At 62.6% G+C, this 26,413-nt stretch carries 22 protein-coding genes; 2 read left to right on the top strand and 20 right to left on the bottom strand.

Annotation, left to right across the window (positions count from 1 at the left end; translation table 11 throughout):
• Window positions 1-43: 43 nt before the first annotated feature.
• The 4 genes from BJP32_RS00295 to BJP32_RS16965 all read right to left on the bottom strand — a co-directional run bounded on the left by BJP32_RS00295 (window position 44) and on the right by BJP32_RS16965 (window position 6,229).
• Entirely contained in the window at window positions 44-3,448 is a 3,405-nt protein-coding gene (locus tag BJP32_RS00295; RefSeq protein WP_076222469.1) for an ATP-dependent helicase, read from the bottom strand.
• Window positions 3,449-3,452: 4 nt separating this feature from the next.
• Window positions 3,453-4,040, bottom strand: a complete 588-nt coding sequence (locus tag BJP32_RS00290; protein ID WP_076222468.1) for a hypothetical protein — start codon at window positions 4,038-4,040, stop codon at window positions 3,453-3,455.
• On the bottom strand, window positions 4,037-4,813 hold the full coding sequence (locus BJP32_RS00285; RefSeq protein WP_076222466.1) for a hypothetical protein: 777 nt from the start codon (window positions 4,811-4,813) through the stop codon (window positions 4,037-4,039). Before BJP32_RS00285 ends, BJP32_RS00290 begins: the two co-directional genes overlap by 4 nt.
• 603 nt (window positions 4,814-5,416) lie before the next feature.
• Window positions 5,417-6,229, bottom strand: coding sequence for a hypothetical protein (locus BJP32_RS16965; RefSeq protein ID WP_143255395.1), 813 nt, complete (start codon window positions 6,227-6,229; stop codon window positions 5,417-5,419).
• Between the two features lie 56 nt (window positions 6,230-6,285).
• Here BJP32_RS16965 and BJP32_RS00280 point away from each other — a divergent pair, with 56 nt between their 5' ends.
• On the top strand, window positions 6,286-6,537 hold the full coding sequence (locus BJP32_RS00280; RefSeq protein WP_076222464.1) for a helix-turn-helix domain-containing protein: 252 nt from the start codon (window positions 6,286-6,288) through the stop codon (window positions 6,535-6,537).
• Between the two features lie 430 nt (window positions 6,538-6,967).
• Here BJP32_RS00280 and BJP32_RS16960 read toward each other — a convergent pair whose 3' ends face one another.
• The 16 genes from BJP32_RS16960 to lipA form a co-directional block, all read right to left on the bottom strand.
• Window positions 6,968-9,277: a hypothetical protein gene (locus BJP32_RS16960; protein ID WP_143255394.1), complete on the bottom strand. Its 2,310-nt coding sequence runs from the start codon at window positions 9,275-9,277 to the stop codon at window positions 6,968-6,970.
• Window positions 9,267-10,757, bottom strand: coding sequence for a site-specific integrase (locus BJP32_RS00275; RefSeq protein WP_083673829.1), 1,491 nt, complete (start codon window positions 10,755-10,757; stop codon window positions 9,267-9,269). Before BJP32_RS00275 ends, BJP32_RS16960 begins: the two co-directional genes overlap by 11 nt.
• A complete protein-coding gene (locus BJP32_RS00270; protein WP_083673828.1) occupies window positions 10,754-11,914 on the bottom strand; it encodes a tyrosine-type recombinase/integrase in 1,161 nt (386 codons plus the stop codon). Before BJP32_RS00270 ends, BJP32_RS00275 begins: the two co-directional genes overlap by 4 nt.
• Window positions 11,915-12,126: 212 nt before the next feature.
• Window positions 12,127-13,080 (bottom strand): transcriptional regulator GcvA, encoded by a 954-nt coding sequence (gene gcvA, locus BJP32_RS00265; protein WP_076222458.1) that lies wholly within the window; start codon window positions 13,078-13,080, stop codon window positions 12,127-12,129.
• Window positions 13,077-14,081, bottom strand: a complete 1,005-nt coding sequence (locus BJP32_RS00260) for a cysteine synthase A (protein WP_046654015.1) — start codon at window positions 14,079-14,081, stop codon at window positions 13,077-13,079. The genes gcvA and BJP32_RS00260 overlap by 4 nt, the downstream gene beginning before the upstream one ends.
• A gap of 65 nt (window positions 14,082-14,146) precedes the next feature.
• Entirely contained in the window at window positions 14,147-15,553 is a 1,407-nt protein-coding gene (gene lpdA / locus BJP32_RS00255) for a dihydrolipoyl dehydrogenase (RefSeq protein ID WP_076222456.1), read from the bottom strand.
• Window positions 15,554-15,555: 2 nt separating this feature from the next.
• Window positions 15,556-16,035 carry a glutathione peroxidase gene (locus BJP32_RS00250; protein ID WP_003164879.1) on the bottom strand — a complete coding sequence of 160 codons (480 nt, stop codon included), beginning with the start codon at window positions 16,033-16,035 and terminating at the stop codon, window positions 15,556-15,558.
• Between the two features lie 15 nt (window positions 16,036-16,050).
• Complete coding sequence (locus tag BJP32_RS00245; RefSeq protein ID WP_076222454.1) at window positions 16,051-17,322, bottom strand: pyruvate dehydrogenase complex dihydrolipoamide acetyltransferase; 1,272 nt, start codon at window positions 17,320-17,322, stop codon at window positions 16,051-16,053.
• Window positions 17,319-18,671 carry a pyruvate dehydrogenase complex E1 component subunit beta gene (locus BJP32_RS00240; RefSeq protein ID WP_076222452.1) on the bottom strand — a complete coding sequence of 451 codons (1,353 nt, stop codon included), beginning with the start codon at window positions 18,669-18,671 and terminating at the stop codon, window positions 17,319-17,321. Before BJP32_RS00240 ends, BJP32_RS00245 begins: the two co-directional genes overlap by 4 nt.
• A gap of 3 nt (window positions 18,672-18,674) precedes the next feature.
• Window positions 18,675-19,703 (bottom strand): pyruvate dehydrogenase (acetyl-transferring) E1 component subunit alpha, encoded by a 1,029-nt coding sequence (pdhA, locus tag BJP32_RS00235; RefSeq protein ID WP_003164877.1) that lies wholly within the window; start codon window positions 19,701-19,703, stop codon window positions 18,675-18,677.
• Window positions 19,704-19,816: 113 nt separating this feature from the next.
• Window positions 19,817-20,137, bottom strand: a complete 321-nt coding sequence (locus BJP32_RS00230; protein ID WP_076222450.1) for a septum formation initiator family protein — start codon at window positions 20,135-20,137, stop codon at window positions 19,817-19,819.
• 153 nt (window positions 20,138-20,290) lie between these two features.
• Complete coding sequence (eno, locus tag BJP32_RS00225) at window positions 20,291-21,568, bottom strand: phosphopyruvate hydratase (RefSeq protein ID WP_003164875.1); 1,278 nt, start codon at window positions 21,566-21,568, stop codon at window positions 20,291-20,293.
• A gap of 167 nt (window positions 21,569-21,735) precedes the next feature.
• Window positions 21,736-21,918, bottom strand: coding sequence for a 50S ribosomal protein L32 (gene rpmF, locus BJP32_RS00220; RefSeq protein WP_040345353.1), 183 nt, complete (start codon window positions 21,916-21,918; stop codon window positions 21,736-21,738).
• Window positions 21,919-22,066: 148 nt separating this feature from the next.
• Window positions 22,067-23,188 (bottom strand): NAD(P)/FAD-dependent oxidoreductase, encoded by a 1,122-nt coding sequence (locus BJP32_RS00215; RefSeq protein ID WP_076222448.1) that lies wholly within the window; start codon window positions 23,186-23,188, stop codon window positions 22,067-22,069.
• 4 nt (window positions 23,189-23,192) lie between these two features.
• A complete protein-coding gene (locus BJP32_RS00210; RefSeq protein WP_003169367.1) occupies window positions 23,193-23,645 on the bottom strand; it encodes a type II toxin-antitoxin system RatA family toxin in 453 nt (150 codons plus the stop codon).
• A 4-nt stretch (window positions 23,646-23,649) separates the two neighbouring features.
• Window positions 23,650-24,624 carry a lipoyl synthase gene (gene lipA / locus BJP32_RS00205; protein WP_076222446.1) on the bottom strand — a complete coding sequence of 325 codons (975 nt, stop codon included), beginning with the start codon at window positions 24,622-24,624 and terminating at the stop codon, window positions 23,650-23,652.
• A 217-nt stretch (window positions 24,625-24,841) separates the two neighbouring features.
• Between lipA and BJP32_RS00200 the strand changes: the two genes are divergently transcribed.
• Window positions 24,842-26,398 (top strand): AMP-binding protein, encoded by a 1,557-nt coding sequence (locus BJP32_RS00200; protein ID WP_369822374.1) that lies wholly within the window; start codon window positions 24,842-24,844, stop codon window positions 26,396-26,398.
• The last annotated feature ends 15 nt before the right edge of the window (window positions 26,399-26,413 follow it).

Here is a 26,413-nt window from a genome sequence, read left to right as displayed (position 1 = left end):
CAAAAGGACAATCGGAGGCTGCGACCCGACCCGGAAAAGCGCTTCAGAAGATTTTTTCGAGGGTGCCCGAGGGCGCTGGGCCGCAGATGAAGAAGGCCGGGCAGCCGGGGCATACGCGTTGCGTAGGTTCGGTCGGGAAGGCCCCTGCGCGAATGCCGGCCATGGTTTCCTCCAGCGCGGTGCGACGTCGGCCGAGCACCAGCGAGGTGAGCGTCAGCGGCGTGACCTGGTCGCTGGACAGATGGACGATCTCGGCGGCGGCGCCGGGCATATTGTCGGCGATGGCGAGCAGCGTAGTCGCGACCGCGAGATTCTCGGTGTCGGACTTGCGGTAGACGCCGGTCCGCACGCGACGAAAGACGCGGCGTCCGTCCGCGGCGATCAGGACGTCGTCAGGCCGGAACGCGATCTCGTCGGCGCCGACCTGCAGGACAAGCGCTGCAGGGGGTTCGGGACGATATCCGGTCCGCGTCCTGCCGAAGCCCGTCGCCAGCTCAAGCGCATAGGCGCGCAGAGCGGCGAAGCTGCCGCCGGTCTCGAGACCATGATCGTCGCAGGCTGTCTCGATCGCGCCGCGCAAGGCCCCAGCGTCGGCGGGATCGAGGGAGCCTTGCACGATCGCCTGCACGACGCTCCGCGCTGCTTCATGCATGCGCATGAAATCGCTTTCGATACGCCGGCCGCCGACGCCCAGGATGTGCGTATAGAAGAACCGGCGCCGGCACTTTCCCTTGTCGAGCATGCCGATCTGGGAGTCGCGCAGCGAGATGGGGCCGGTGATGGCGAGTGCGACAGCGGCGTCTTCGGGCGGGGCGCCAAGGCTGCGGACGAGGGTGGGGCGATGACGGCGAAGCTCGGGGCCGAGCCGATCGAGGAAAGGCGATAGCGGCCGGTCGGCGCCGTCCGTTCTCGCCGTCACCGCATAGAGGATAAGGCGGTCGCGGGCGCGGGAGGTCGCAACATAGAAGAGACAGTCGCGCTCCTCGGTGTCGCCAGCGAGCAATGCCGTTTTCACATCGCCGGTCACGCCTGCGATGACGCCTTCGGGCGGGAGGCATGCGGGCGCCTTGGCGTTGCCGGGCAGGGTGTCGCGATTGAGACCAGGGAGATGCACGCCCTTGAACTCAAGACCTTTCGATCCGTGGATCGTCATCAGGCGCACGGCGTCGAGGCCCTGGGCGGCGTCGGGCAACTGGCGCAGATCGCGATCGTCGCCGATTGCGACGAGACGCCGGATGCGGTCGAGCAGGCGCGGGATCGCGCGGCCCTGCGCGCGAGGCTGGACGCGAAGAAAGTTAAGCAACTGCCAGATGGCGATGCCCTGGCTGCGCTCGCCGATCGACGTCGCCTCTGCAATCCGGGCGGCGATGCGGGTGCGATCGAACAGCAATTCGCTCAGGACACGCCAGGGCGACGCGTCGGCGTCATAGCCATCGAGCGCCTTGGCGAGCTGGTCGAGCGCGGCTCGACCGTCCGGAGATATCGACAGACCGACGCGATCGGCGAGCCAGGCAAGCGGTTCGTCGGCGCGGTCGCGCAGATGGTCGAGGATCGCGGCGACATCGGCGAGAGGCATCGAGAAGTCCGGCATGCAGCCAATCCGGACGAGTCCCATGGCGCGGCGGTCGCCGAGCAGCGAGAGCAGCGACAGCAAATCCTTGACCTCGCCCCGTTCGAACAGGCTGCCGAGGAACAAGACCGGGATGTCAAGCCGCTCCAACTCGCGGGCGATCTGGCCGAGCCGTTCATTACCGGTGCAGAGCACCGCCTGGTCGCGATAGGCGATGCCGCCGGCGTGCAACTCGGCGATCGCATCGGCGATCGCGACCGACTGCTCGTCCTTGCCGGTGAGGAGCCGTAGTTCGATCGGTTCGCCGCAGGGGCCGCGGGCGGCGTGCAGCGAGGCGTCGCTGGTGCTCGCCGTCATCTGCCCTGCGAAGGCCGAATAGCCCGAGACGATCTCGTCGACGGACCGGTAGTTGATCTTGAGCCGACTGGAGAGCGCGCCGGGAAAATCATGACTGGCGAAGCGCGAGGTGCTGGCCGGCGAGGCGCCGCGGAAGCGATAGATGGACTGGCGCGCGTCGCCAACGACCCATAGGTTTCGGCCGCTTGGGCAGAGCGCCTTCAGGAGCCGCACACTCGCCCGGTTGACGTCCTGATACTCATCGACGAGGACATGGTCGTAGGTCTGTTGAAGGGCGAACGCGATCTCCGGTCGAGCCTCGAGCAGTTCGACGGGGCGGGCGACGAGATCGCCGAAATCGAGCGCGTCGCGCTCCTTTTTCAACTTTTCGTAGAGAGAATAGATGCGCGCGATTTCGGCGGCCTGGAGCGAGCGGATATGGCGGGGCTCCACGCCTTGAGCGTCGAGCCGCATCGTCTCGGCGCATTCGGCATAGCGATCAGGCCCGACGACCTCGTCCTTGGCGCGCGAGATGACCGCGAGGATGTCGCCTATGAGCCGGGTCGGATCATAGAGATCGCGATAATGATCGAGCGCGAGCCGTGGAAACTCCTTCTCGAGCAGTTCGACCGCTTCGACCCGGTCCATGAGCCGCGGATCGGCGGAAACGCCGAACTCGTCGCTCAGCCGGCGGATGAGGTCGAGCCCGAACGCATGGAAGGTGCCGATCCACATCGCGGCGGCATGGTCGGGTTTCTTGGCGGCGATCCGTTCGGCCATCTCGCCTGCGGCCTTGTTCGAATAGGTCAGGACGAGGATACGGCGCGGATCAACGCCTTCATCGAGGAGCTGAACCACACGCGCGGTGAGCGTCTGGGTCTTGCCGGTGCCGGGGCCGGCCTCGAGCAGATAGGCCTCGCCGCGATGGTCGGCCGCGGCGGCCTGCTCGTCGTTCAGCGGTTTCTCGACACGTACCTCGTTCTTGGCCTCAATGACGGGAAGGAGGAGCGCATCGAGCAACTGCTGGACCACCACGTCGAACGGGGCGTGCATGCGCTTGGCGATATCGGAGGCGGTGAGCCCGTCCTCGAGATGAAGCCTGCGCAGCAGCGAGCGAGGCAGCAGCAATTCGCGCGCGAACAGATCCATCTGGACCTCGCGTCGTTGCCGTCGGCCATAGTCGACGACCCGGTCGATGCCGGTGGGCGAGGGTTCGGAGGCGCGCGCCATGTCGGGGCTGAGCGCGGTGGACGGAACGCTCGCATCGCCGAGCTCGTGATGGCCGATCTCATGGGCGACGAGAAAAGCCTGTTCGAAGGGCGTGCCAATATTTTCATGGAGGATAAGATCGTCGATTGCGATCAGGGTTGCTCGGCCGCCATCGAGTTGGGCGGAGCCGGGGCTGGCGGTCTCAACCTCCAGCCCGCGATGCTTCGCTTCCCCGACCGCGAAGCGATAGGGATCGGTCGGGTCGAGCCCGCGCGCGACTGCAGCTATGTGTAGATCGGCGGCGCGGCGGCGACCGAGCTCGACCGCGTCCATGGGCTCACCCGTTTGCCAGCAGGCGCACACGATCGGCCTCGGACATGCCGGCGTCGATCAGCAACTGCTCGAAGCTGATCTTGCCGGCGGCGCCGGGCTTGTTCTCGGCTTTGAAGCTTCGACCGACCAGCGTCGCGGTTGGACGCTGCATCGCTGCGATGACATGCGCCAATGGTAGCTCGAACTCGTCGGCGAAGACGCGTGCGATCGGGGCCGGCACGGTTGATGGATCGACTCTATGTTCACGAAAGCCGGTGATGACTTGTCGCGGAACGCCGAACCTGACCGCAACGGCCTTGCCCCGAGCGCCGGTCAGCGCCGCGAAGGGGTCGTCGTCCGTCGACGGCGCGGGGGCGGCGGTCTTGTGGATAATCCAGGCGGCGTCGATGCGCGACTGGTCGGGCGCCGATAGAGGCTCTTCACTATCCTGCGCGTCCGGCGTGGCGATCAGGCGCGACAGGTCGATGAGTTGCAGGGCGAACAGCGGATAGGCGCGCACATAGCGCGCCAGGGTCGTGCCATCATGCGCGTCTTCCATCATGAACTGTTCGAGCACGCCATCGAGCGTCATGGCTGGGCTGGTGGAGGTCATTGGTCTTCCCCATGATTGAACAGGGCCGCGAGCGTCTTCATAGCTCGCTCCCGATAATTGCGCACCGACCGATCCGAGCAGTTCAGCACCTTGGCGATGGTCGTCGCTTCAGGATCGCTCGAATGGGTCGGCCATCCGAGAAGAAGCAGGTGCATGGTCCTGCTTTGTTCTGGTGGCAAGGTGTCAATCGCCGCATAGATCCGCGCCCGGAAACGCGGATCGGAAAAAATATCCTCATCGATCGTGTAAGGGTCAGTCTCATCCTGATCCAGGCTCGACAGCTCGTTCTCGTCCTGGTCGGACGAGCGGGTGCGGTTCTCCTCGCGCCAGGCCTTATCCTGCGCATCGAGACGCAGCCGCTTGATCGCAAGGTCGAAGCGGACCTCGTAAAAGTCCAGCCTGTCGTCGGCTTGCTGACGGTCGCGGGCGACCAATTCGACGAAGCGGTCGAAGGCGTCGTTGCGGATCCGCTCGTCGGTCAGGGCGACGGAGCCGCCGCCGCCAGCGCGCGGCAGCGCGCGCAGCACGCGTTCCTGCAGAATCTTGTAGAGCCGCTCGAACCAGGCGTCCGAATTGTCGTGGCGGCTCGTGCGGAGGAAGTAGAGCAGGCATTCGCTGGGGATATAGCTTGGGTCGGTGCGCTTGCGGATGGCGGCGCGCGCAACCAGGTCGTCACGTGAAAGCTCGGCCAACTGCACGAGCAGCGTTTCGACCAGGCTCGACCGCTCATACAGCGCCCCGTCTTGTCGGTGTTTGGTAAGCGGAACGATCAATCTGCCCTCCCAAGTGTGCGATCGAAATTACTCGTACTGATAGTGTAATCGCCACATAAGACGCATCCGGCATCCGGCGATCGAGAAAAATTCGCAGAGCTCACTGGAGGCCAAATCTCAACACCACACACCGTGATGGCGGCGATTGATGGGTCAGCCGGTCGCGTCCTGAGGTCGAGATGCTATGTGATAAACTTCAGCGCCCGCTCATAGTTGGCCACCGAGGGCACAGCATCATCAAGAGTGGAAAACAGATCAGCCATGACAGACGCATGCCATGGATTCGGATCCTGAGGGAACAATGTTTTTCGTTCAAACCGCCTAGGCGGACACGTTAATCTTTACCTGCCGGGACGACCGTAAGCCGAAGTCCAGCTGCCTTCCATAAAGCAACAACGGTCGCGAAGGGTGGGCTTCGCTTGCTGGAGAGAAGGCTCACAACCCTCTGCGGCGACAATCCGGCAGTGTCTGCTACAGCCTCCAGCAGATCAAACTTCTCCAAGTCCTCCCTGAAGCATCGGAGAGCGGCACTCGGACCATCCGAGGCGAGCGCCGCATTCATGCGTGCGGCGATATGAGAGCTGACGTCATGAACCAGCATCGCTACAGCTTCCCATAAGCCTTGGTGTCGATGTCCTCGTCCCATTCATTGAATGTTGCGAAGGGATCTCCTTCGCGCGGTTGTTTCACAGATTTCGGAACAGCTCCCGTTGCGGCGCTATCCAGGATGTCTGTTGGCCTTCTACGTGATTTCGACGCGATTGTTTCCTTCTCGCCGAGCGTCGTCTCGCTTCGCGCCTTCATAGCTACCCCTCCAGGCGCTGGGCGTCGCCGATTGGCGATCATGACGACTTTAGCAGCAAACTGCCGAGCTGCATCGGTGATGGGCTCGTTCATGAATTTGCCTGTAGTCGCAGCCTGGGACGCCAATGCCACAAAAGCAGCATCCAGCGCTTGGCTATTACGAAACGCGTCGCCTGCCAAATGACGCATCAGGGAGTACTGAAACCCTGCAATTTCAAAATACATTCCGAAAATCCGCCCGCGTCCTGGATCCGTTCGTAAATAGCCTAGCGGTAGTTGGGGCGGCGGCATGGGAGGGCCTCCGCTGGCGAGGTTGCTAACCACGACATCATGATGATGGCCCGATAATTGGCAGAGCGCTTCAACGCGTTCGGATAGTTCAGGCGAGGGTGCCAATCGGATGGCGGACACATCTGCCGGAATGGCCAGCCATGTTGGTGACGGTGCGATCAGTTCGACTGCTGCGCGCATCGCAACCACGTCCGCCACGTACTGGGCCAGGGGGATCCCCGTTTTGTGTGCCAAGGCAGACAACTCCTCACGGACGGAATTGGCTACCAGAACTGTCCAGACAGGTGAGGCGTCGGATTCAAGAGCGTCGAGTCGAACCATGAAATGCTACTTAACGTCTGTCGACGTAAAGTCATCATCCATCGACGTTCCCGCCCATGTCAGAGGGCAGGGGCCAACAGCTTCGAACGATTGTTGCGGTGAACGTGCGCCGCTTCCGACGTCAAAGAAAAATGAGCCAGGAAGCGCTGGCGGCAGCAGCCAACCTTCATCGAACCTATGTGGGATCGGTCGAACGTTCTGAGCGCAATCTTTCTATCGATAGCATCGGCGCATTGGCTGACGGGCTGGGAGTGGAGGCGTGGTGCCTCTTGGTATCTTCGCCTTCCAAAGGCGATCTAGACAGCTGAACTATTTCGGCAGTGGGTATGCCATTCATCGCCTGGAGTTGCTGGAACGCTTCACTATGGACAGGGAAGTATTCTTTCCACGCCGCCATGCCTCCAATTCGACCCACGGAAAGGAGCGCGGCACGCAAGCCCGCGACTAACAGCCGGTTCTTTTCCTCGAGATCTTGAACGCGAGCCTCTGCGGCCTGAAGTCTCGCGGCCACGGTCGCCGGACCAGATTTGGAAATCTTTAGTGCGTGGTTCCGCACCGCCTCCTGCCTTGTCATCGCCTGTTTGACCTGATCGGCCATGGACGGACGACGGGTCAGGGAAGACGCGTGAGGAAATAGGGCTGGGGCCTCTCTCGAGACTGCGTTGAACGTGATGGTCTCGTCTGCGACGAGCATCGCTTCGAGGATAATCGCTAAGTCTTGCTCGGTAGGTTTCGGCTTCATTGCGGCGCTAGGTAACGATTTTTGCCGTCAGGGAACACCACTGCCCCAGGCTTCTGTGCCAATGCCATTTCAATACCGGCGAGCCTTGCTTCAGCATGTCCCAATTGAGCTGTGTATCCAGGCGCTTCGCTGGGTGATGCGCGAATTTTTCGGATGTGAAGCTCATACCGCCCCTTCATCTCATCCAGATTGGCCTGCTCAACAGGAGAATCGGTTCGAACGAGATGCGAACAGGCATTGAAGCACTCAAGATGTTTAAGGCAGGGGCTTGCTGCAAAGCTATTCAGGCAGAACCCGTACGGCGTAATGTGCAGCGCGTTAGCTTCCGCGTTGAGATATTCAAAGGCTTTCTTGTCGTCGTGCGCTTTTTGTATCTCGAGGAAGCGCTTTACGATTGGACCTTGGATTTTTCGGCCTCGAATGAGGTCTAAGGCCTTTCGAGCTTGAGGTCCCAATACCTCGTCAGCGAGCTTTGCCTGCGCCGGATCCATTTCCTCAAGTCGCTCAGATACGGAACGATGATCATAGGCATAGCTTTGGGCGGTCGTATTGCGGTTAAAGCGCTTCGTTATGATGGTATCAGCGACACCGAGTTTAAATAGCTCAGTCGTCTGATAGTGACGGAGAGAGTGTGGGTTAACTGAATATGAGCGGGACTCTTGGGTGCTGCCGTATTTCTCGAAAATAACTCCAGGGTTCTTGCCGCCCAACTGCCGCTCCAAGTCAGCGGCATCTGCTCTCTGGACGGAAAAATACCGCTCAATATCGATTACAGCGTCGTGCTTATCCTCAGCGAGCGCTCGTCCCGCGAAAAGGAATAGGAAGTCCTGACTACCGAGCTCACGATCGCCGGATCGCGCGATCCGTTCGTCTGGCAGCTTTGTCCTCAAGTGAAGCTTTGCATATGTTTCCATGTCCTTTGCCAGCACATAGACACCACGATCGTCGTTTCGCTCCCTAGGCGCGAAGCTGAACACGCTCCCATCTGCGCGGCGCAATAGCGGCCGACCAAGCGCCCGCTCGGCCCTTAAAAAGTACTCCCTGACCAGCCTGTTTGGCCCCACCTTCATAACGTGACGATCTTGATGCTCTCGGATCGCAGCCAGCGCGCTGACATCATAGCCTGCCCGGTAACGTTCTTTCAGCGCGTCAGGAACTGGTTCTTGCGACACCTGCATCATGCCAGACATGCGGCCGTAAGCATCAGTCCAAGGAACCAAGTCTTCATCCGCAAGTCCCACGAATAGGCGCTGCTCATCTTTTTGACGTTTCAACATTGCGCGTTGCGTCGATGTCGCGCGTAAAACCGCCGCGACGCTGTCTCGCACTGCGGGGGCGAGCAGGCTCGGCACGTGGTGGATTTCTTCCACTAAGTCTTGCCTGGTTCCCGGCCGGCGTTGCTTCTCCGCAAAGTGGACTAATGCCGTGGCCGGCTCCGGGGCTCCATAAATACGGGGGTGGGGGAGGGCGTCGCTTCGGGTAATCAGAGTGGAGCTAGGCAGCAATGCCAACTCTCCGATCCGGAAGCCGGTAATAATCAGAAGTCGGATCTGATGAAATCGAACCAAGTCTGAGGTTGTTTTGGGTTGCTCTGAAAAGACGATACGGACGAGCTCGGCAAGCGCGCGTTCGTCGGGGAGCTGCTCTTCAAAATGACGATCACTAAGCTTGGAACGAAGCGCTGCTGGACGCTTTTTGTCGGTCTGGCGACGAGCAACTTGTACGAGACGTTCGGCCTGCGCTTGTAGCGAGGCATCATCAGGATAAGCCTCGCAGTACTGGGCTAATGGTCGGTGTTTGGCGAAGTTATAGGTGTCAAACCAGACCGCAATTAGCGCCTTCAGCGTCGACGCGCGCTTTGCGGAGGGGCTAGCTAGCAACGCTACATTAAAGGCGAGCTGCACTTGATCAGCGCCCAGATTGGCCGGCGAAACATCGCCAGCGCATCCGGCCAAGATTCGAAATGATGGCCCGACATTACTTTCAAAATTCTGCGGTCTGTTATTTTTAACTAGCAGGTCATGTAGGGCAATAGCTTTGTAAAGCTCGATCCAGCCCACCCCCATAACGGCGGGCATTGTCGCGCCCGTCAGTGTTTGGAGCGCCTCCGCAGCTGATCCCATAGCGGCAAAGCTTGAGAGCCAGGAAGCGCGGCCCGAGCTATCTTTTGCGATCGCGGCAAGATCCCATCGTTGACCTCGCGGAACGCCCCCATCAGTGGGATCCCAAGGCAAATCCCAAGCGAGACCATGCGCAGCCGCGAGTTGCTGTCCTCTTCGAACAAATGCGTCCAACTCAATCGTCATGTCCGCCCCCCTCGCGAGCCATTTCGGCGACCTCTTCAATTGCCTCTAGCGTCAAGCGGAGCTGCATCATTGCTGGGCTGACTCTGGCTATGCGCTCTGGCTGGTCGAACCTGCGCACTACCTCCCGCATATCCTCGAGCAGCAATCGATGAACCCTCTCTTCAGAGACGGGGAGGAACTTGTGGCAGGTGTAGCAGGCGAGAACCGGGTTTCGCTGGCAGGACGACTGGCCAGCCTTACATGCCCCAATCCCCGTAATCGGGAAGCCATGCGGTATGCCGGCGATCTGTTGATCAATTGGCCTTGAAAGTAGTTCTGCCGCAGTGATCAGGTCGCCGCGGGCAGCTGCTGCTACGCCCTGATATGCTGGTGAGTACCCCATGGCCGCATTGACGAGGCTCGCCTGGGTAGATGAAGATGAGAAGTACACATTTGCCGTTGTAACGTCAGTGTGGCCGAGAAAATCTGTCAAGCTCTCCCGAGAAACTCCAGCGTCTACAAGTCTTTGCGCGCTCGTATGCCGCAGGTCCCCTCCAGAGTGTCTTTTCCCCGTAATTTCCGCCATCCAGGATGAAATCGCAGCACCAACTTGATCCGGCGTCATGTCGAAGAATTTCTGTGCAGGCTTTCGCCGGCGCGCAGACCACTCTTTAAAAATGGGGACCCAGCTCGTTTGGATTCGACGATTGACGGTGCGGCCGACCTTTTGACCTCTTTGTTTCAACAGTTCGACACGAACATGAAGGGTGTTGTCGCTGTGGAAGACAAAATCTTCTTTTTCAAGTGAGGCGATCTGGGTTCTTCTCAAGCCAAACTGAAACGCAAGCGCCAAAACTCCTGCGGCCTGAAGTTCGCCCACGCCACGCAATCGGCACGCATTGCGCGCTGTCTGGTCTAGGAACTCGGTGAGCATACTTTGCTGAGCCGTTGCAACCATACTGGAGCCGTCTCTGACGCCCGCATACTTACTCAGCTCGTGGCCAGGTAATGATCGCACCAAGCTGACGTCCGACGACCTCCACTGCCCAACGCCCCACTCGCAAGCGAAGCGAAGAGCCGACCGAATAGCGACCGCCTGGTGGCGGCTCAGCGAATTTCGGAACGTGTCGATCCACATATTCTGGAACGCAGAGGGTGGTTCTGTCGCTACTGCAAAAATGATAGTGCGCAGTGCTCCTGACGCATTTAGATCGCAGAATGCGCGATAGTAATTTTGAACCGTAATTACAGATCCCCTCGTTAGTATATCAACAAGATGACCCTTAATGAAGGATTCAATCCAGGCGTGCCCAAAGTCTATGTCTACAATAAAATTTTGACCATTTACTGGAATGACCCATTTTTCTGTAGCTGGGTTTCGTAAAATTTGTTCGCACCGCCCAAATCTATCAAAATATTTCACCAGCGGCGGTAGGGCTGGGAGTGCGGGGAGGGGGATCTGCACTCCATTCGAAGCCGTTACGAAGTCGTGCTCCATCATGCCCACGCTCCATGCCGAAGCGCCGAAAGTGCATCATCAAACGTTTCGTCCCACATCTTCGCATATCTTGGGTCGAAGAAAGCCCTCGCATAGTGGAAGGGCATTTCAGAGCCGGGTGCCCAACCGAAAAAGGGCCGCATGCGTCGAACCATTTCATCGTGACTCATGCCGCTGTCTGCAAATCGCTGAAATCGAACTACGGCCGCAGTGTGCCTCAGCGAGTGTGGCGACATTCCTCCACCCGCCTTCACTTGAAGTGATTGAAGGGCATCATTCGACAACCTCTTCTTGGCTTGAGCGAACACGAGATCAACGCTCTGCCGAGACAGTGGGCGTCCTTCCTGCGACGACAGAAGAAACGCGTGAGGAGGATTTCCTCGACATTGACTGACGTAAATGTCGATCGCGCTTACCAACTCCTTCGAAAGCGGCAGTTGGCGACTAGCCCAACCATTCTTCAGGCGTGGGGCTCGCGCACGAATGTCGTGCTGTTCGGATGCCTCAATTGTCACCCAATACACTTGCGTTCCTGTCCTAAAATCGAACTCATTGGCGACGCTATCTGGTGTAAGAAGGAGCAGCTCTCCAAGACGAAGCCCCAACTGAAACAACATCATGAATATAATGAAGTTGCGAAAACGAGACGCTTCAGTGCGAAACGGGTTGCGGGCACTATCTGGTCTAATGATATCAAACAGTTCCTCCAGAACATCGGCCGGAACCGACCGAACGGGTATGTTTCTCGGCACGGATCGGCTACGAAGCTGCGCGTATGTTCGTTCAAGCCGTTTAAGCTCGCGCGACAAATCAGGGCTTTCTGCGCCAATGACGGTTGCGAGGAAGCTGAACACGAACCGTTTTTGGATCGCCCACAGCTTGTCGTCGCTGCCGTGTGCCTGGTGCCCAATAAGAGCTGACGAGAGCACACGTTCTAGATCGAAGATATTTGCCGTCATCAAGGCGCTATCCAGGTCGACACTCGGGTTCAGTGCTTCGGCGTCGCGGTATAAGCGCCCGATTGAAAGAGCGTGTTTTTCCCGAGTCGCGACTGCTTGATGCGCTCGCAGGAAGTCGAGCCAGATGGTCGCCGCATATCGAGGAAACCCGTCGGGATCTGTGCAGCGCGGACCAACTAATGCTGGTGGAATCAAACTCATACACAGACACACATTCAACCGTAGCCGTTTCGGGCTACAGCAGGTTTTGATCGGGGTAATCAAGGGGGAAGGTTTGCGCGGTGGCCCGCGGACTTACGCGCTGCTGCGTGATTTGAATGCTCCGCAGCGCGTAAGTCCGCTCTGGTTTGCAACAGGTGCGAACATGGTCGGCCTTCGCATAATATATCTTAGGCGATAAATCGAACATCGCCTCACAGATCATCGACGCTCGCGTCTGCGGCGGCTTTCGCCTCTTCCTTGAGCCAGGCGGCGAAGGCTCGGGCGGGCGTTGACGCGCCGCTGCGCTTGATCAGTACGTAATAAGCCAGCGCCGTGCTCAGCGCGCCGTCGGCGAAAGGCGCCACCAGGCGACCGGACGCCAGATCCCCCGCCACGAAAGCAAACGGCGCCAAGGCCACGCCCTGGCCGTGCGCGGCCGCTTCAATAGCCAACGCGGTCTGATCAAAGCGCGGCCCTGACTGGGCGTCGATGCTCGTCAGTCCACGAGCCTTGAACCAGGCCGCCCAGTCCGGACGCGGTTCCTCCAGCTCACTGGGACGCAGGTGGATCAAGGCATGATGCGCCAAGTCCGCCGGACGGCGTAAGGCGTTCCCGCCCATGGTTAACGACGGAGCGCAAACCGGGGTTACGTCGGCGTCAAGCAGCTTTTCGGATCGCACCCCGGAATAGTCGCCCCGACCATAACGAACGGCCACATCAACCCGGCCGCCGCTGACGTCGGCGAGGCGCATGTCGGCGGACATCCACACCTCGATCTCAGGGTGCGCGGCTGTGAAACGGGCGATGCGCGGCGCCAGCCATTTTGAGGCGAAGGACGGCGGCACGCTGACCGCCAGGGCGTGACGGCGATCGGGGCGATACAGCAGATCCCCTGCCCGTTTCAGATAGTCGAAGCCGTCACGCAGCAAGGGATAGAGTTCAGCGCCCAGCTCGGTCAGGGCGATCTGACGGCCTTCGCGGTGGAACAGCGGCGCGCCGGCGTGTTCCTCTAGGATGCGGATCTGCTGGCTGATGGCGCCTGGCGTGACCGACAGCTCTTCGGCGGCGCGTGTGATGTTCAGGCGACGTGCGGCGGCCTCGAACGCCTTCAGGGCGTTGAGCGGCGGAATCCGACTTTCGACGGCGATCTCTTTGCGGCGGGTCATCGACCGATCCAGTCAGGCGTCGGCAAGCCGCGCGCGTTCAGGAAGGCTTGGTCGTAGATCTTGCTGGCGTAGCGCTGGCCCGCATCGCACAGCACGGTCACGATGGTATGGCCGGGACCGAGATCACGCGCCATGCGGATGGCGCCGGCGATGTTGACCCCGCTGGACGGACCGAGGGACAGCCCCTCCTCTCGCACCAGGTCGAACAGGATGGGCAGGAATTCCGCATCCTCGATCCGATAGGCGTGATCGACCGACAGGCCGTTCAGATTGCCGGTGATGCGATTGACGCCGATCCCCTCGGCGACCGAACCGCCCTCGCCTTTCAGCACGCCCTCGGTGAACCAACTGTAGAGCGAGGCGCCCGGCACATCGGCGAGACCGATCTTCAGCGCCGGGTTCTGTTCGCGCAGATAGGTCGTGGTTCCGGTCAATGTCCCGCCCGAACCCACGGCGCAGATGAAGCCGTCGACGCGGCCGTCGGTCTGCTTCCAGATTTCGGGCCCGGTGGCTTCATAGTGGGCCTGACGGTTGGCCAGATTGTCGAACTGATCGGCGTAGTAGGCGCCGTTCGGCTCGCTGTCGTTCAGTTCCTCGGCCAGACGGCGCGAGAAATGGACGAAATGGTTCGGGCTGGCGAAGGGCGCAGGATCCACCTCGATCAGACGGGCGCCGTGCAGGCGGACGGCGCGCTTCTTCTCTTCCGTCTGGGTGCGCGGCATGACGATGACGACCGGATGGCCCAACGCCGCCCCGACCAGCGCAAGGCCGATGCCGGTGTTGCCCGCCGTGCCCTCGACGATCGTGCCGCCGGGCTTCAACGCGCCCGAGGCGCGCGCCGCGCGGATGATGCTGAGCGCGGCGCGATCCTTGATCGAACCGCCGACGTTCAGAAACTCGGCCTTGCCCAGAATTTCACAACCCGTGGCCTCAGACGCGCGTTTCAGGCGCACCAGAGGCGTGTTGCCGATCAGGCCGAGGACGTCAGGCGCGACAATCATGGAAAATCCGAACCATGGGGAGGAGCGCTCCTCTTAGCCACAGTTCAGATTTTCTAACAACCGCCCTAGATATGGATCACGCGGCCATAGGCGTCGAGCGCGGCCTCGTGCATGGCCTCAGACATGGTCGGGTGCGGATAGACGATGCCGTGGATGTCTTCCTCGGTCGCTTCCATGGTGATTGCGGTGACGTAGCCCTGGATCATCTCGGTGACGTCGGCGCCGATCATGTGGGCGCCGATCAGGGCGCCGGTCTTGGCGTCGAAAATGACCTTGACGAAGCCTTCGGTCTCGCCCGCCGCGATGGCCTTGCCGTTCACCTTGAAGGGGAAGCGGCCGATCTTGACCTCGCGGCCCTCGGCCTTGGCGCCCTGCTCCGTCACCCCGACCGAGGCGACCTGCGGCTGGGCGTAGGTGCAGCCGGCGATGGGCGAATGGACATTCGGCGTCTTGTAGCCGGCGATGTGTTCGGCGGCGTGGATGCCTTCGTGCGAGGCCTTGTGCGCCAGCCAGGGCGCGCCCGCGCAGTCGCCGATGGCGTACAGGCCCTTCACATTGGTCTGGCAGTGGCTGTCGGTCTTGATGTGGCCGCGGTCCAGTTCGACGCCTAGCGCCTCCAGACCGATGCCGTCGGTGTTGGCGGTGATGCCGACAGCCGAGATGCAGACCTCAGCCTCCAGGCTTTCGGTCTTGCCGTTGACCTCAAGATCGACCTTCACACCCTTGGAATCCTTGGAGACCTTCGTCACCTTGGCGCCGAGCTTGAACTTGATCCCGCGCTTCTCGAAGCCCTTCTGGGCGGCCTTGGAGACCTCTTCGTCCTCGACTGGCATGATGCGGTCGACGGCTTCCACGACCGTCACCTCGGCGCCGAGGGCGCGGTAGAAGCTGGCGAATTCGATACCGATGGCGCCCGAGCCGATCACCACGAAGGTCTTAGGCAGTTTCTTCGGCGCCAGGGCGTCGCGGTACGCCCAGATCTTGTCGCCGTCGGCCTCGAGCCCGATCTGCGGCAGGGCGCGAGCGCGGGCGCCGACGGCCAGCATGACGGTCTTGGCTTCGATCGTGCGCGAGCCGCCGGCCTTCAGAGCCACGACGACCTTCGGGGCGGCGGCGCCTTTCTCGAGCTTGGCCGAACCTTCGATGACCTCGATCTTGTTCTTCTTCATCAGGAAGCCGACGCCCTGATTCAACTGCTTGGCCACGCCGCGCGAGCGCTGGATGATGGCGTCGAAGTCGAACGACGCGCCCGAGGCGGACAGGCCGTAGTCCTTCAGGTGCGACAGGCTCTCGAACTTCTCGCCCGACTTCAGCAGGGCCTTGGTCGGGATGCAGCCCCAGTTCAAGCAGATGCCGCCCAGGTTCTCGCGCTCGATGATGGCGACCTTCTGGCCCAGTTGGCTGGCGCGGATGGCCGCGACGTAACCGCCGGGGCCCGAGCCGATGACGACGAGATCGAATTCTTGGGCCATGATCAGATCAACTTCTCGATGTCGGCCTTGATGGCCTCGGGTTCAGTCTGGGGCGAATAGCGCGCGATGACGCGGCCTTCGCGGTCGGTCAGGAACTTGGTGAAGTTCCACTTGATGGCCTGGGAGCCCAGGAAGCCGCGCTTCTGTTTGGTCAACCAGGCATAGAGCGGGTGCCGGTTCGGCCCATTGACCTCGATCTTGTCGAACAAGGGAAAGGTCACGTCGAAGCTGCTGGCGCAGAAGGCGGCGATTTCCGCCGCCCTCCCCGGCTCCTGTTGGCCGAACTGGTTGCAGGGAAAGCCCAGGACTTCGAACGGCGCGTCGGCGAAGTCGCGGTGCAGCTTCTCCAGCCCGTCGTATTGACCGGTGAAGCCGCACTTGGACGCCGTATTGACGATCAGCAACGCCTGACCGCGAAAGCGGTCCAGCGACACGTCCGCGCCATCAATGGCCCGGGCGGAGAAGTCATAGACCGAGGTCATGACCCCTCTCCTCCCTTACGCCAACATCGCCACGGGATCTTCGATCAGCGGCTTGAAAGCCTGCAGGAAGCGGGCGCCCGTCGCGCCGTCGACCACGCGGTGATCGCAGGTCAGGGTCACGGTCATGACGGTGGCCGGCACGATCTGGCCGTCCTTGACGACCGGGCGTTGTTCGCCGGCGCCCACGCTCATGATGCAGCCCTGCGGCTCATTGATGATCGAGGTGAACTGCTTGATGCCGAACATGCCCAGGTTGGACACGGAGAAGGTGCCGCCCTGGAACTCTTCCGGCTTCAACTTGCGCTCGCGCGCACGTTTGGCCAGGTCCTTGGACTCGGTCGCGATCTGGGCCAGGCCCTTGGTCTCGGCCTTGCGGATGATCGGGGTGATCAGGCCGCCGTCGATCGCCACCGCCATGGAGACGTCGGCGTTGTGGTGCATGGCGATGCCTTCGGGGGTGTAGGAGGCGTTCGCCTCCGGCACCATCTTCAGCGCCAGGGCGGCGGCCTTGATGACGAAGTCGTTCACCGAGACCTTGACGCCCTGCGGCTCCAGCATCTTGTTCACCTTGGCGCGAACGGCCATCAGCTGGTCGATCTCGCAGTCGATGAACAGCGGGAAGTGCGGCACGTTCTGCACGCTGTCGACCATGCGGCGGGCGACGGCCTTCTTCATGCCGTCCAGCGGGATCAGGTCGTAGCTGCCGTCCGGAATGCCCATCTGCGCCAGCGACAGGGCCTTGCGCGGCTCTGCGGCGGATGCAGCCGTCGTCGCGGCGGCGGCCGGTTGAGCGCCGCCCTTGCCTGCGGCCTCCACGTCGCGCTTGACGATGCGGCCGTGCGGGCCGGTGCCCTTGACGGTCTTCAGATCCAGACCGGCCTGGGCGGCCAGACGGCGCGCCAGCGGCGAGGCGAAGATGCGGCCGCCGTCGTCCGACTTCGGCGCGGCCGGAGCGGGCGCCGCTTCAGCCTTTGGAGCCTCAGCCTTAGGCGCTTCCGCCTTAGTCGCTTCGGCCGGAGCTTCGGTCTTCTTGGGCGCAGGCGCCACGGCGTCGCCGGACAGGCGGGCGATCGGCGTGTTGACCTTCACGCCCTCGGCGCCTTCCGGCACCAGAATCTCCAGCACTTCGCCCTCATCGACGGCTTCGACTTCCATCGTCGCCTTGTCGGTCTCGATCTCGGCGATGACGTCGCCCGCCGCGACGGTGTCGCCGACCTTGACGTGCCATTTGGCCAGGACGCCCTCCTCCATCGTCGGAGACAGGGCGGGCATCAGGATATCGGTCATGCCATCACCTTCTTCACGGCGGCGACGATCTTGTCGACGCCCGGCAGGGACAGGGCTTCCAGGTTGGCGGCGTAGGGCAGCGGCACGTCTTCCTGGTGCACGCGCAGCGGCGGAGCGTCCAGATAGTCGAAGGCGTGTTCGATCACGCGCGCCACCACTTCGGCGCCGACGCCCATCGGACCCCAGCCCTCTTCGGCCGAGACCAGACGGTTGGTCTTCTTGACGCTTTCGACGATGGTTTCGTGATCCAGCGGACGCAGGGTGCGCAGGTCGACGACCTCGACCGAGACCCCTTCTTCGGCCAGCTTTTCAGCGGCCTGAAGGGCGAAACCGACCATGCGGCTGTGCGCCGTGATGGTGACGTCCGTGCCTTCGCGACGAACCTTGGCCTTGCCGATCGGCACGACGTAGTCCTCGACGTCCGGCACGTCGAACTCGAGGCCGTACATCATCTCGTGCTCGAGGAAGACGACCGGGTTCGGGTCGCGGATGGCGGCCTTCAGCAGGCCCTTCGCATCAGCGGCGTCATAGGGGGCGATGACCTTCAGGCCCGGAACCTGAGCGTACCAGGCCGAATAGTCCTGGCTGTGCTGGGCCGCCACGCGGGCGGCGGCGCCGTTCGGGCCGCGGAACACGATCGGGCAACGGATCTGGCCGCCCGACATGTACAGGGTCTTGGCCGCCGAGTTGATCACGTGGTCGATGGCCTGCATGCCGAAGTTCCACGTCATGAACTCGACGATGGGTTTCAGACCCGCCATGGCGGCGCCGACGCCCAGGCCGGCGAAGCCGTGCTCGGTGATCGGGGTGTCGACCACGCGACGGTCGCCGAATTCCTGCAGCAGGTCGCGGCTGACCTTATAGGCCCCCTGATACTGGGCGACTTCCTCGCCCATCAGGAAGACAGCCTCGTCGCGGCGCATTTCCTCGGCCATGGCGTCGCGCAGGGCGTCGCGGATGGTGGTCTTGACCAGCTTGGCGTCGGCGGGGATTTCCGGGTCGCGCAGTTCAACCTTAGGCTTGACCGGGGCGTCGGCGGGCGCGCCTTCGACCTTGGCGGGTTCAGCCTTGGGCGCCTCGTCCGCCTTGGGTGCCGGAGCCGCAGCCCCCTCCTCGCCCGCCAGGCGGGCGATCGGCGTGTTGACCTTCACGTTCTCAGCGCCTTCCGGCACCAGAATTTCCAGCACTTCGCCTTCATCGACGGCTTCGACTTCCATCGTCGCCTTGTCGGTTTCGATCTCGGCGATCACCTGGCCGGCCGACACGACATCGCCAGCCTTGATGTGCCACTTGGTCAGCGTGCCCTCTTCCATCGTGGGAGACAGCGCCGGCATCAGAATGTCCGTCACGTATCAGGCCTCCACGTAGACGTCGGTGTAGAGCTCGGACGCATCCGGCTCAGGGCTCTCTTGAGCGAACTGCACAGCTTCGGCCACGATGGCCTTCACTTCGTTGTCGATCGCCTTCAACTCGTCCTCGGTCGCCTTGGCGGCGGCGAGCAGCATCTTCAGGTGGTCGATCGGGTCGCGGGTCTTCTTGACCTCGTCCACCTCTTCCTTGGTCCGGTATTTGGCCGGGTCGGACATGGAGTGGCCGCGATAGCGGTAGGTCTTCACTTCCAGAATATAGGGGCCTTCGCCGGCGCGGGCGCGGGCCACGGCGCGGGCGGCGGCGTCACGCACGGCCAGGACGTCCATGCCGTCGACCTGTTCGCCCGGGATGCCGAAGCTGGCGCCGCGCTGATACAGTTCGGTCGTGGACGACGAGCGTTCGATGCTCGTGCCCATGGCGTACTGGTTGTTCTCGATGATGTAGATGGCCGGCAGCTTCCACAGCTGGGCCATGTTGAAGCTCTCGTAGACCTGCCCCTGGTTCGAGGCGCCGTCGCCGAAATAGACGAAGCTGACCGAGTCATCGCCACGGTACTTGCCCGCGAAGGCCAGGCCCGTGCCCAGCGCCACCTGGGCGCCGACGATGCCGTGACCGCCGTAGAAGCCGGTCGGCACGTCGAACATGTGCATCGACCCGCCCTTGCCCTTAGACGATCCGCCGATACGGCCCGTCAGCTCGGCCATGACTTCCTTCGGGTCCATGCCCGCGACCAGCATGTGGCCGTGGTCGCGATAGCCCGTGATGATCTTGTCGTAGCCCTGCTTGACGCTCTCCTGAACGCCGACGGCCACGGCTTCCTGACCGATGTACAGGTGGCAGAAGCCTCCGATCAGGCCCATGCCGTACAGCTGGCCCGCGCGCTCTTCAAAGCGGCGGATGAGGACCATCTCGCGATAGAAACGCAGCAGGTCTTCCTTGGAAGCCTGAGGCGTGTTCGGAATCTTGTCGCCCGCGCTGGGCGAGTTTTTCTGAGCGGCGGCTTTCGCCATCCGGCATCTCCCGGCTTACACCCCTGTATCAGGGACTCTTATCGTTACGGAAAGGGGCTTTAGCAGCCTTCGTTCCCGAAACGCAAAGCAGCCGACCGGGCTGTAACAATAGTTCAGGAGGCGCGCGTCGCGTCAGGGTTGTGGCCGGCCGGGCCGTTCAGGCGGACCACATAGTCACGCGGGTCGGCAAAGCCGATCACCGCCCTCGCCCGTTCTTCCAGCAGATCCTTCGACAGGCTCTCGGTGCGCAGATAGCGAACGCGGACTTCCAGATCCTGACGCTGCTCGGCCAGGCGCATCAGCTGGGTCTGGCGCTGCGCCAGCAAAGCGTCGCGTTCACCGCCGCTTAGCAGGCCGCGTTCACCCGTCAGGGCCTGTACGCCCAGATAGGCGATCAGCAGCAACAGCAGGACGGTCGGCAAATAGGGCTTCATCTGCTCGGGCACGGCGGAAGCTCCTTCTGAGCGCGCATAAACACGGTGACCTATCAGTGACCGAAAATGCCTAACGAACCGTAGCTTGGCCGTAATTGCGAACGCCGCCCCCGAGGTTCGGAGGCGGCGTCCAGCACATCTTCGTGATGCGGCTTATTTCAGCAGCATGCCGTCGCCGAAATAGGCGGCCTGATCACCCAGCATCTCTTCGATGCGCAGCAGCTGGTTGTACTTGGCCGTGCGGTCCGAACGAGCCAGCGAGCCGGTCTTGATCTGACCGCAGTTGGTCGCCACGGCCAGGTCGGCGATGGTCGAATCTTCGGTCTCGCCCGAACGGTGCGACATCACGGCGGTGTAGCCCGCGCGGTGCGCCATATCGACGGCGTCCAGGGTCTCGGACAGGGTGCCGATCTGGTTGACCTTGATCAGAATGGAGTTGGCCAGACCTTCGCCGATGCCTGCGGCCAGACGGCGCGGGTTGGTCACGAACAGGTCGTCGCCGACCAGTTGCACGCGATCGCCCAGACGGTCCGTCAGCAGCTTCCAGCCGTCGAAGTCGTCCTCTGCGCAGCCGTCCTCGATCGAGACGATCGGGAAGCGTTCGACCAGATCGGCCAGGTAGTTGACCATGCCCTCGGCGTCGAAGGACTTGCCCTCGCCGGTCAGCTCATATTTGCCGTTCTTGAAGAATTCGGTCGAGGCGACGTCCAGCGCCAGGTGGAAGTCCTCGCCCGCCAGATAGCCGGCCGCCTGGCCCGCCTTGGTGATGAAGGTCAGGGCTTCGTCAGCCGAGGCCAGATTCGGGGCGAAGCCGCCCTCGTCGCCGACGTTGGTGTTGTGACCGGCGTCCTTCAACGCCTTCTTCAGGGCGTGGAAGATCTCGGCGCCCATGCGCAGGGCTTCCGAGAAGTTCTCGGCGCCCGTCGGCATGATCATGAATTCCTGGATGTCGATCGGGTTGTCGGCGTGGGCGCCGCCGTTGATGATGTTCATCATCGGCGTGGGCAGAATGCGGGCCGAGACGCCGCCAATGTAGCGGTGTAGCGGCAGACCGGCCGAGATGGCGCTGGCCTTGGCCACGGCCAGCGAGACGCCCAGCATGGCGTTGGCGCCCAGGCGCGACTTGTTCTCGGTGCCGTCCAGCTCGATCAGCGCTTCGTCGATGCGGCGCTGATCCTCGGCGTCCATGCCGGACAGGGCGTCGAAGATTTCGCCGTTGACGGCGTCGACCGCCTTCTCGACGCCCTTGCCGCCCCACATGTCCTTGTCGCCGTCACGCAGTTCAACGGCTTCGTGCGCGCCGGTCGAGGCGCCCGACGGCACCGCCGCGCGGCCGAAGCTGCCGTCTTCCAGGATCACGTCCACTTCGACCGTCGGATTGCCCCGGCTGTCGAGAATCTGGCGGGCGACGATGTCGACGATATCGGTCATGAAACTCTGCGCTCTGACTGAGTTGGAAAAGGTGGGGTCGGTTTAGACCAGACCCGCTGAAATCGCCACAGGCGAAGCTGGGGCGGCATATGCGAAAACGGCGCGCGAGAAACTCGCGCGCCGCTGAATTTTTGCGCCCGACCGAAGCCGGATCGCCAGAGGAAGACTTAGTCTTCCTGCTGGGTCAGAACCTGACGGCCTTTGTACATGCCGGTCTTCAGGTCGATGTGGTGCGGACGACGCAGTTCGCCGGTGTCCTTGTCTTCGACATAGGTGTTGGCGCCCAGGGCGTCATGAGCACGACGCATGTTGCGACGCGAGGGGGATACTTTGCGCTTCGGAACGGCCATGTCCGTCTCAATCTCTAAGTCGGTGCGCCGGTGAAGACGCGAAAACAACAGCGGCGGCCCCCCGATAAGAGCCGCCACGCGAGGGCGGGCTTATGCATGAAGACGCAACCGATTTCAAGGGTCTCGACGCAGACTGACGGAACAGGCGTCAAACCCCGGCCGTCAGGCTTTGCGCCACGGCCTCGCCGATAGCCAGCGAACTCGTTAGGCCGGGACTTTCGATGCCGAACAGCGCCATCAGCCCCTCCATTCCGTGATTCGCTGCGCCATGAAGCTGGAAGTCAGGCTGCGGTTCGCCCGGCCCGTGCAGCTTGGGCCGGATGCCGGCATAGTCGGGCGTCAGCCGCTCGACCGTTACGCCGGGGCAGAAACGGCGGATATAGCGGGCGAACTCTTCCGCCTTGGCCGGATCGACCGAATAGTCCTCGGTCTCGACATAGGCCAGGTCGGGGCCGAACACGCCCTGCCCGCCCAGATCCTTGCGGTAGTGGGTGCCCAGCGCGCCGGGAATCGGCGGCGGATAGATCAGGCGGTCGAACGGCGCCGGTCCTGTCAGGCGGAAATAGATTCCCTTGCCTAGATGGCGCGCGGGAATGTCTGCCGTCGGGTAGCCCTCGATTCGCGCCGCGACCTCTTGCGCCGACAGGCCGGGCGCCGTGACCAGCAGGCGGCTGGTCAGGGTCATCGCCCCCTCCCCGCCCACACGGATGGAGAATCCTCCGCCTGGCAGGCGTTCCGCCCCCTCGAACGGCGCCGAGATGACGACTGCGCCGCCCGCGTCCTCGATCTCGCCCTGAAGGGCCAGCATATAGCCGTGGCTGTCGAACACCCCGCTCTCGGGCGACAGAATGGCGGCGTGAGCGTTCAACTCCGGCTCCAGCGCTCGCGCCTGGGCGCCGGTCAGATGCTCGAGCCGTTCAACACCGTTGGTCGTGGCCTGCTGGAAGATGGCCTCGATGCGTTCGACCTCAGCTTCCTCGGTCGCCACGACCAGCTTGCCGCATTTCCAATGATCGACCTTGCGGCTTTCCAGGAAGTCATAGAGGGCGCGCCTTCCCTCGACGCAGAACTTCGCCTTCAGGGAGCCGGTCGGATAGTAGAGCCCGCCGTGGATCACCTCGGAATTGCGCGAGGAGACCCCCTGGCCGATGTGCGGCTCCTTCTCCAGCACCAGCACCGTCAGGCCGCGTCGCGACAGCGCCCGGCCGCAAGCCAGCCCCACAGCCCCCGCGCCCACGACCGTCGCATCGAAGTCGAAAGGCGCGCCCATGGTTCTACCTCTTGCCGTAGAGGGCCTTGGCCCGGCCCTCGAAACACTGGATCAGCTTGTCGACCGCCCGGTCGAAGTTCGCCTGAAGCATCATGTCCAGCATGCGCGATTTGAAGGCGAAATCGATGAAGAATTCCAGTCGCGTTCCCTGCGGATGCGGATGGAACTCCCAACGGTTCTTCAGGTGCTTGAACGGGCCGCGGATCAGGCCGACCTCGACCTTGGGCGCGTGGACATCGTGACGCACCCATGTCGAGAACTTCTCGGTCAGGAAGGCGAAGCCGACCCCCGCCTCGGCGTCCAGCAGGTGAACGCCCGGCGCCTCGTCCCGCACGTTCCAGACGCGCATGGACGTGATCCACGGCACGAAGTCGGGATAGGCGCGCACGTCCGCCACCAGCGCGGCGAGTTGTTCCGGCGCATAGGGCAGGATGCGCGTTACGCGATGGACGGCCAAAGGATCAGCGGCCGTTCCGGGACGACAACTGGGCCTCGCGCACCGCCCGCAGCCGGGCGAAGTCGTCGCCCGCGTGGTGCGACGAGCGCGTCAACGGCGAGGACGACACCATCAGGAAGCCCTTGGCCCGCGCGATCGCCTCATAGGCCTTGAACTCTTCGGGCGTGACGAAGCGGTCGATGGCCGCGTGCTTGCGCGTCGGCTGCAGGTACTGGCCGATGGTGATGAAGTCGACGCCGGCGGAGCGCATGTCGTCCATCACCTGCATGACCTCTTCCTTGGTCTCGCCCAGGCCGACCATGATGCCGGACTTGGTGAACTGGTTGGGGTCGCGCTCCTTGACCATCTGCAGCAGGCGCAGGGAGTGGAAATAGCGGGCGCCGGGGCGGATCTTCAGATAGAGGCGTGGAACCGTCTCGAGGTTGTGATTGAAGACGTCGGGCGTCGCGTCGATCATCACCTCGGCTGCGCCGTCCTTGCGCAGAAAGTCTGGCGTCAGGATTTCGATCGTGGTTTTGGGCGCCTGAATGCGGATCTGGCGCACCACTTCGGCGAAGTGGGCGGCGCCGCCGTCGGACACGTCGTCGCGGTCCACCGAGGTGATGACGACGTGGTTCAGCTCCATCTGGGCCACGGCCAGACCGACCTTGGCCGGCTCTTCCGGATCCAGCGGCTGCGGCAAGCCGGTCTTCACGTTGCAGAAGGCGCAGGCCCGCGTGCAGGTGTCGCCCATGATCATCAGGGTGGCGTGCTTCTGGCTCCAGCACTCGCCGATGTTCGGGCAGGCGGCCTCTTCACAGACGGTATGCAGCCCCTTGGAGCGCACGATGTCCTTGGTCGCGTTGTACTGGCCCGAGCCGGGCGCCTTCACGCGCAGCCAGTCAGGCTTCTTCAGCACCGCCGATTCCGGGCGGTTCTGCTTTTCCGGGTGACGAAGCTCGGACGGCTTCTTCTGCAGGGTGTCGATCAGCGTGACCATCGCCGGCGGTCTGGCTCCTGTTTATGAAGGCGGCCCAATTCTTGAGGCTATGTCGGCCTTCCGATGTACAAAGGCAAGGCACAGACGGTTTCAGTCCGAGAACAGAACGCCATCACGCGACGTTACGCATCTTTTCAAGGCGACCTTACGTCACTAGGTTCCGGCCTCTTGTAACCGAGAGAGCCCCCTCAGAGCTCTCCGAAGGAGGACGTGCTTGCTGCGGGCAGCCCTGGACCAAAAGGTCTACGACGAGACTCTGTTCGACGCGCTGATCGATGCGCGCGCCCGCTACGGCGACAAGGAGATTCTGGAGGACCAGGATCGCCACCCCCTGACCTATACCGGCCTGATCCGCGCCGCCTTCGTGCTGGGCCGCAAGATCGCCAAACTGACCCAGCCGGGCGAACGCGTCGGCGTGCTGCTGCCGTCCAGCGCGGGCGTGGTCGTGACCTTCTTCGCCCTGCACGCCTTCGGGCGCGTGCCGGTCATGCTGAACTTCACCTCGGGCGAGGCCAATCTGACGGCGGCGCTGAAAACGGCGGGCGTGAAGAAGATCCTGTCGGCCAAGCGCTTCGTCACCCAGGCCAAGCTGGACGACCTGATGGAGGCCCTGGGCGAGGTTTCCGAGATCGTCTGGCTGGACGACATCCGCAAGACCATCGGCCTGGCCGACAAGTTGTTCGGCCTCAGCGCCGGCATGGCGCCCAAGCGGTTCCGCGTGAAGACCGACCCGGATTCGGCGGGCGTGGTCCTGTTCACCTCAGGCAGCTTCGGCGCGCCCAAGGGCGTGGTGCTGAGCCAGAAGAACCTGGTCGCCAATGCCCGCCAGGTGGCCGCCCACATCGAGCTGGACCCTGACTGGGTCATGTTTAACCCGCTGCCGACCTTCCACTGTTTCGGCCTGACGGGCGGGGTCATCCTGCCGCTGCTGCAGGGGCTGAAGGCGTTTGAATATCCCTCGCCGCTGCACGCCAAGCAGATCACCGACCTGCTGCCCCAGGTGAAGGCGTCGATCTTGTTCGCGACCGACACCTTCCTGAACCAATACGCCCGCGTGGCTGAACCCGGCGACTTCGCCACCCTGCAGTTCGCCGTGGCGGGTGCGGAAAAGGTCCGCGACGAAACGCGCCAGATGTTCAACACCAAGTTCGGCGGCGTCGAACTGCTGGAAGGTTACGGCGCCACCGAGGCGGCGCCTGTGGTGGCGGTGAACCATCCTGACCGCAATCGGCCGGGCACGGTGGGCCAGATTCTGCCGGGCATGGAATACCGGATCGAACCGGTGGAGGGCATCGAGGTCGGCGGTCGCCTTTACCTGCGCGGGCCGAACGTGATGGAAGGCTACATCTCGCCGAACGACCCGGACAATCTGGAGCCGCTGGCCGACGGCTGGCACGACACCGGCGACATCGTCGACATCGACGCCGAGGGCTACATCACCATCTTGGGTCGGGCGAAACGCTTCGCCAAGATCGGCGGCGAGATGGTGTCCCTGACAGCAGTCGAGGGCATGGCCGGCGGCGTCTGGCCGACCGGCCACCACGCCGTGGTCGCCGTGCCCGACAGCAAGAAGGGCGAACGCCTGGTGTTGGTTACAGACGTCGCAGGCGCCGAAAGCGCCCGTCTGACGGAATGGGCCCGCGACAACGGCGCGCCCGAGCTGGCCGTGCCGAAGAAGATCATCAAGGTCGACACCATCCCGGTCCTGGGCACCGGCAAGACCGATTATGTGACCATCCAGAAGATGGTTGAGGATGAACTGAAGCGCGCGTGACAAGGCGCTTGCCGT

The sequence above is a fragment of the Brevundimonas sp. ZS04 genome (assembly GCF_001956865.1).
Taxonomy (GTDB): domain Bacteria; phylum Pseudomonadota; class Alphaproteobacteria; order Caulobacterales; family Caulobacteraceae; genus Brevundimonas; species Brevundimonas diminuta.
The sequence above is the reverse complement of the archived record's forward strand: the minus strand, read 5'-3'. Positions and strand labels throughout refer to the sequence as shown.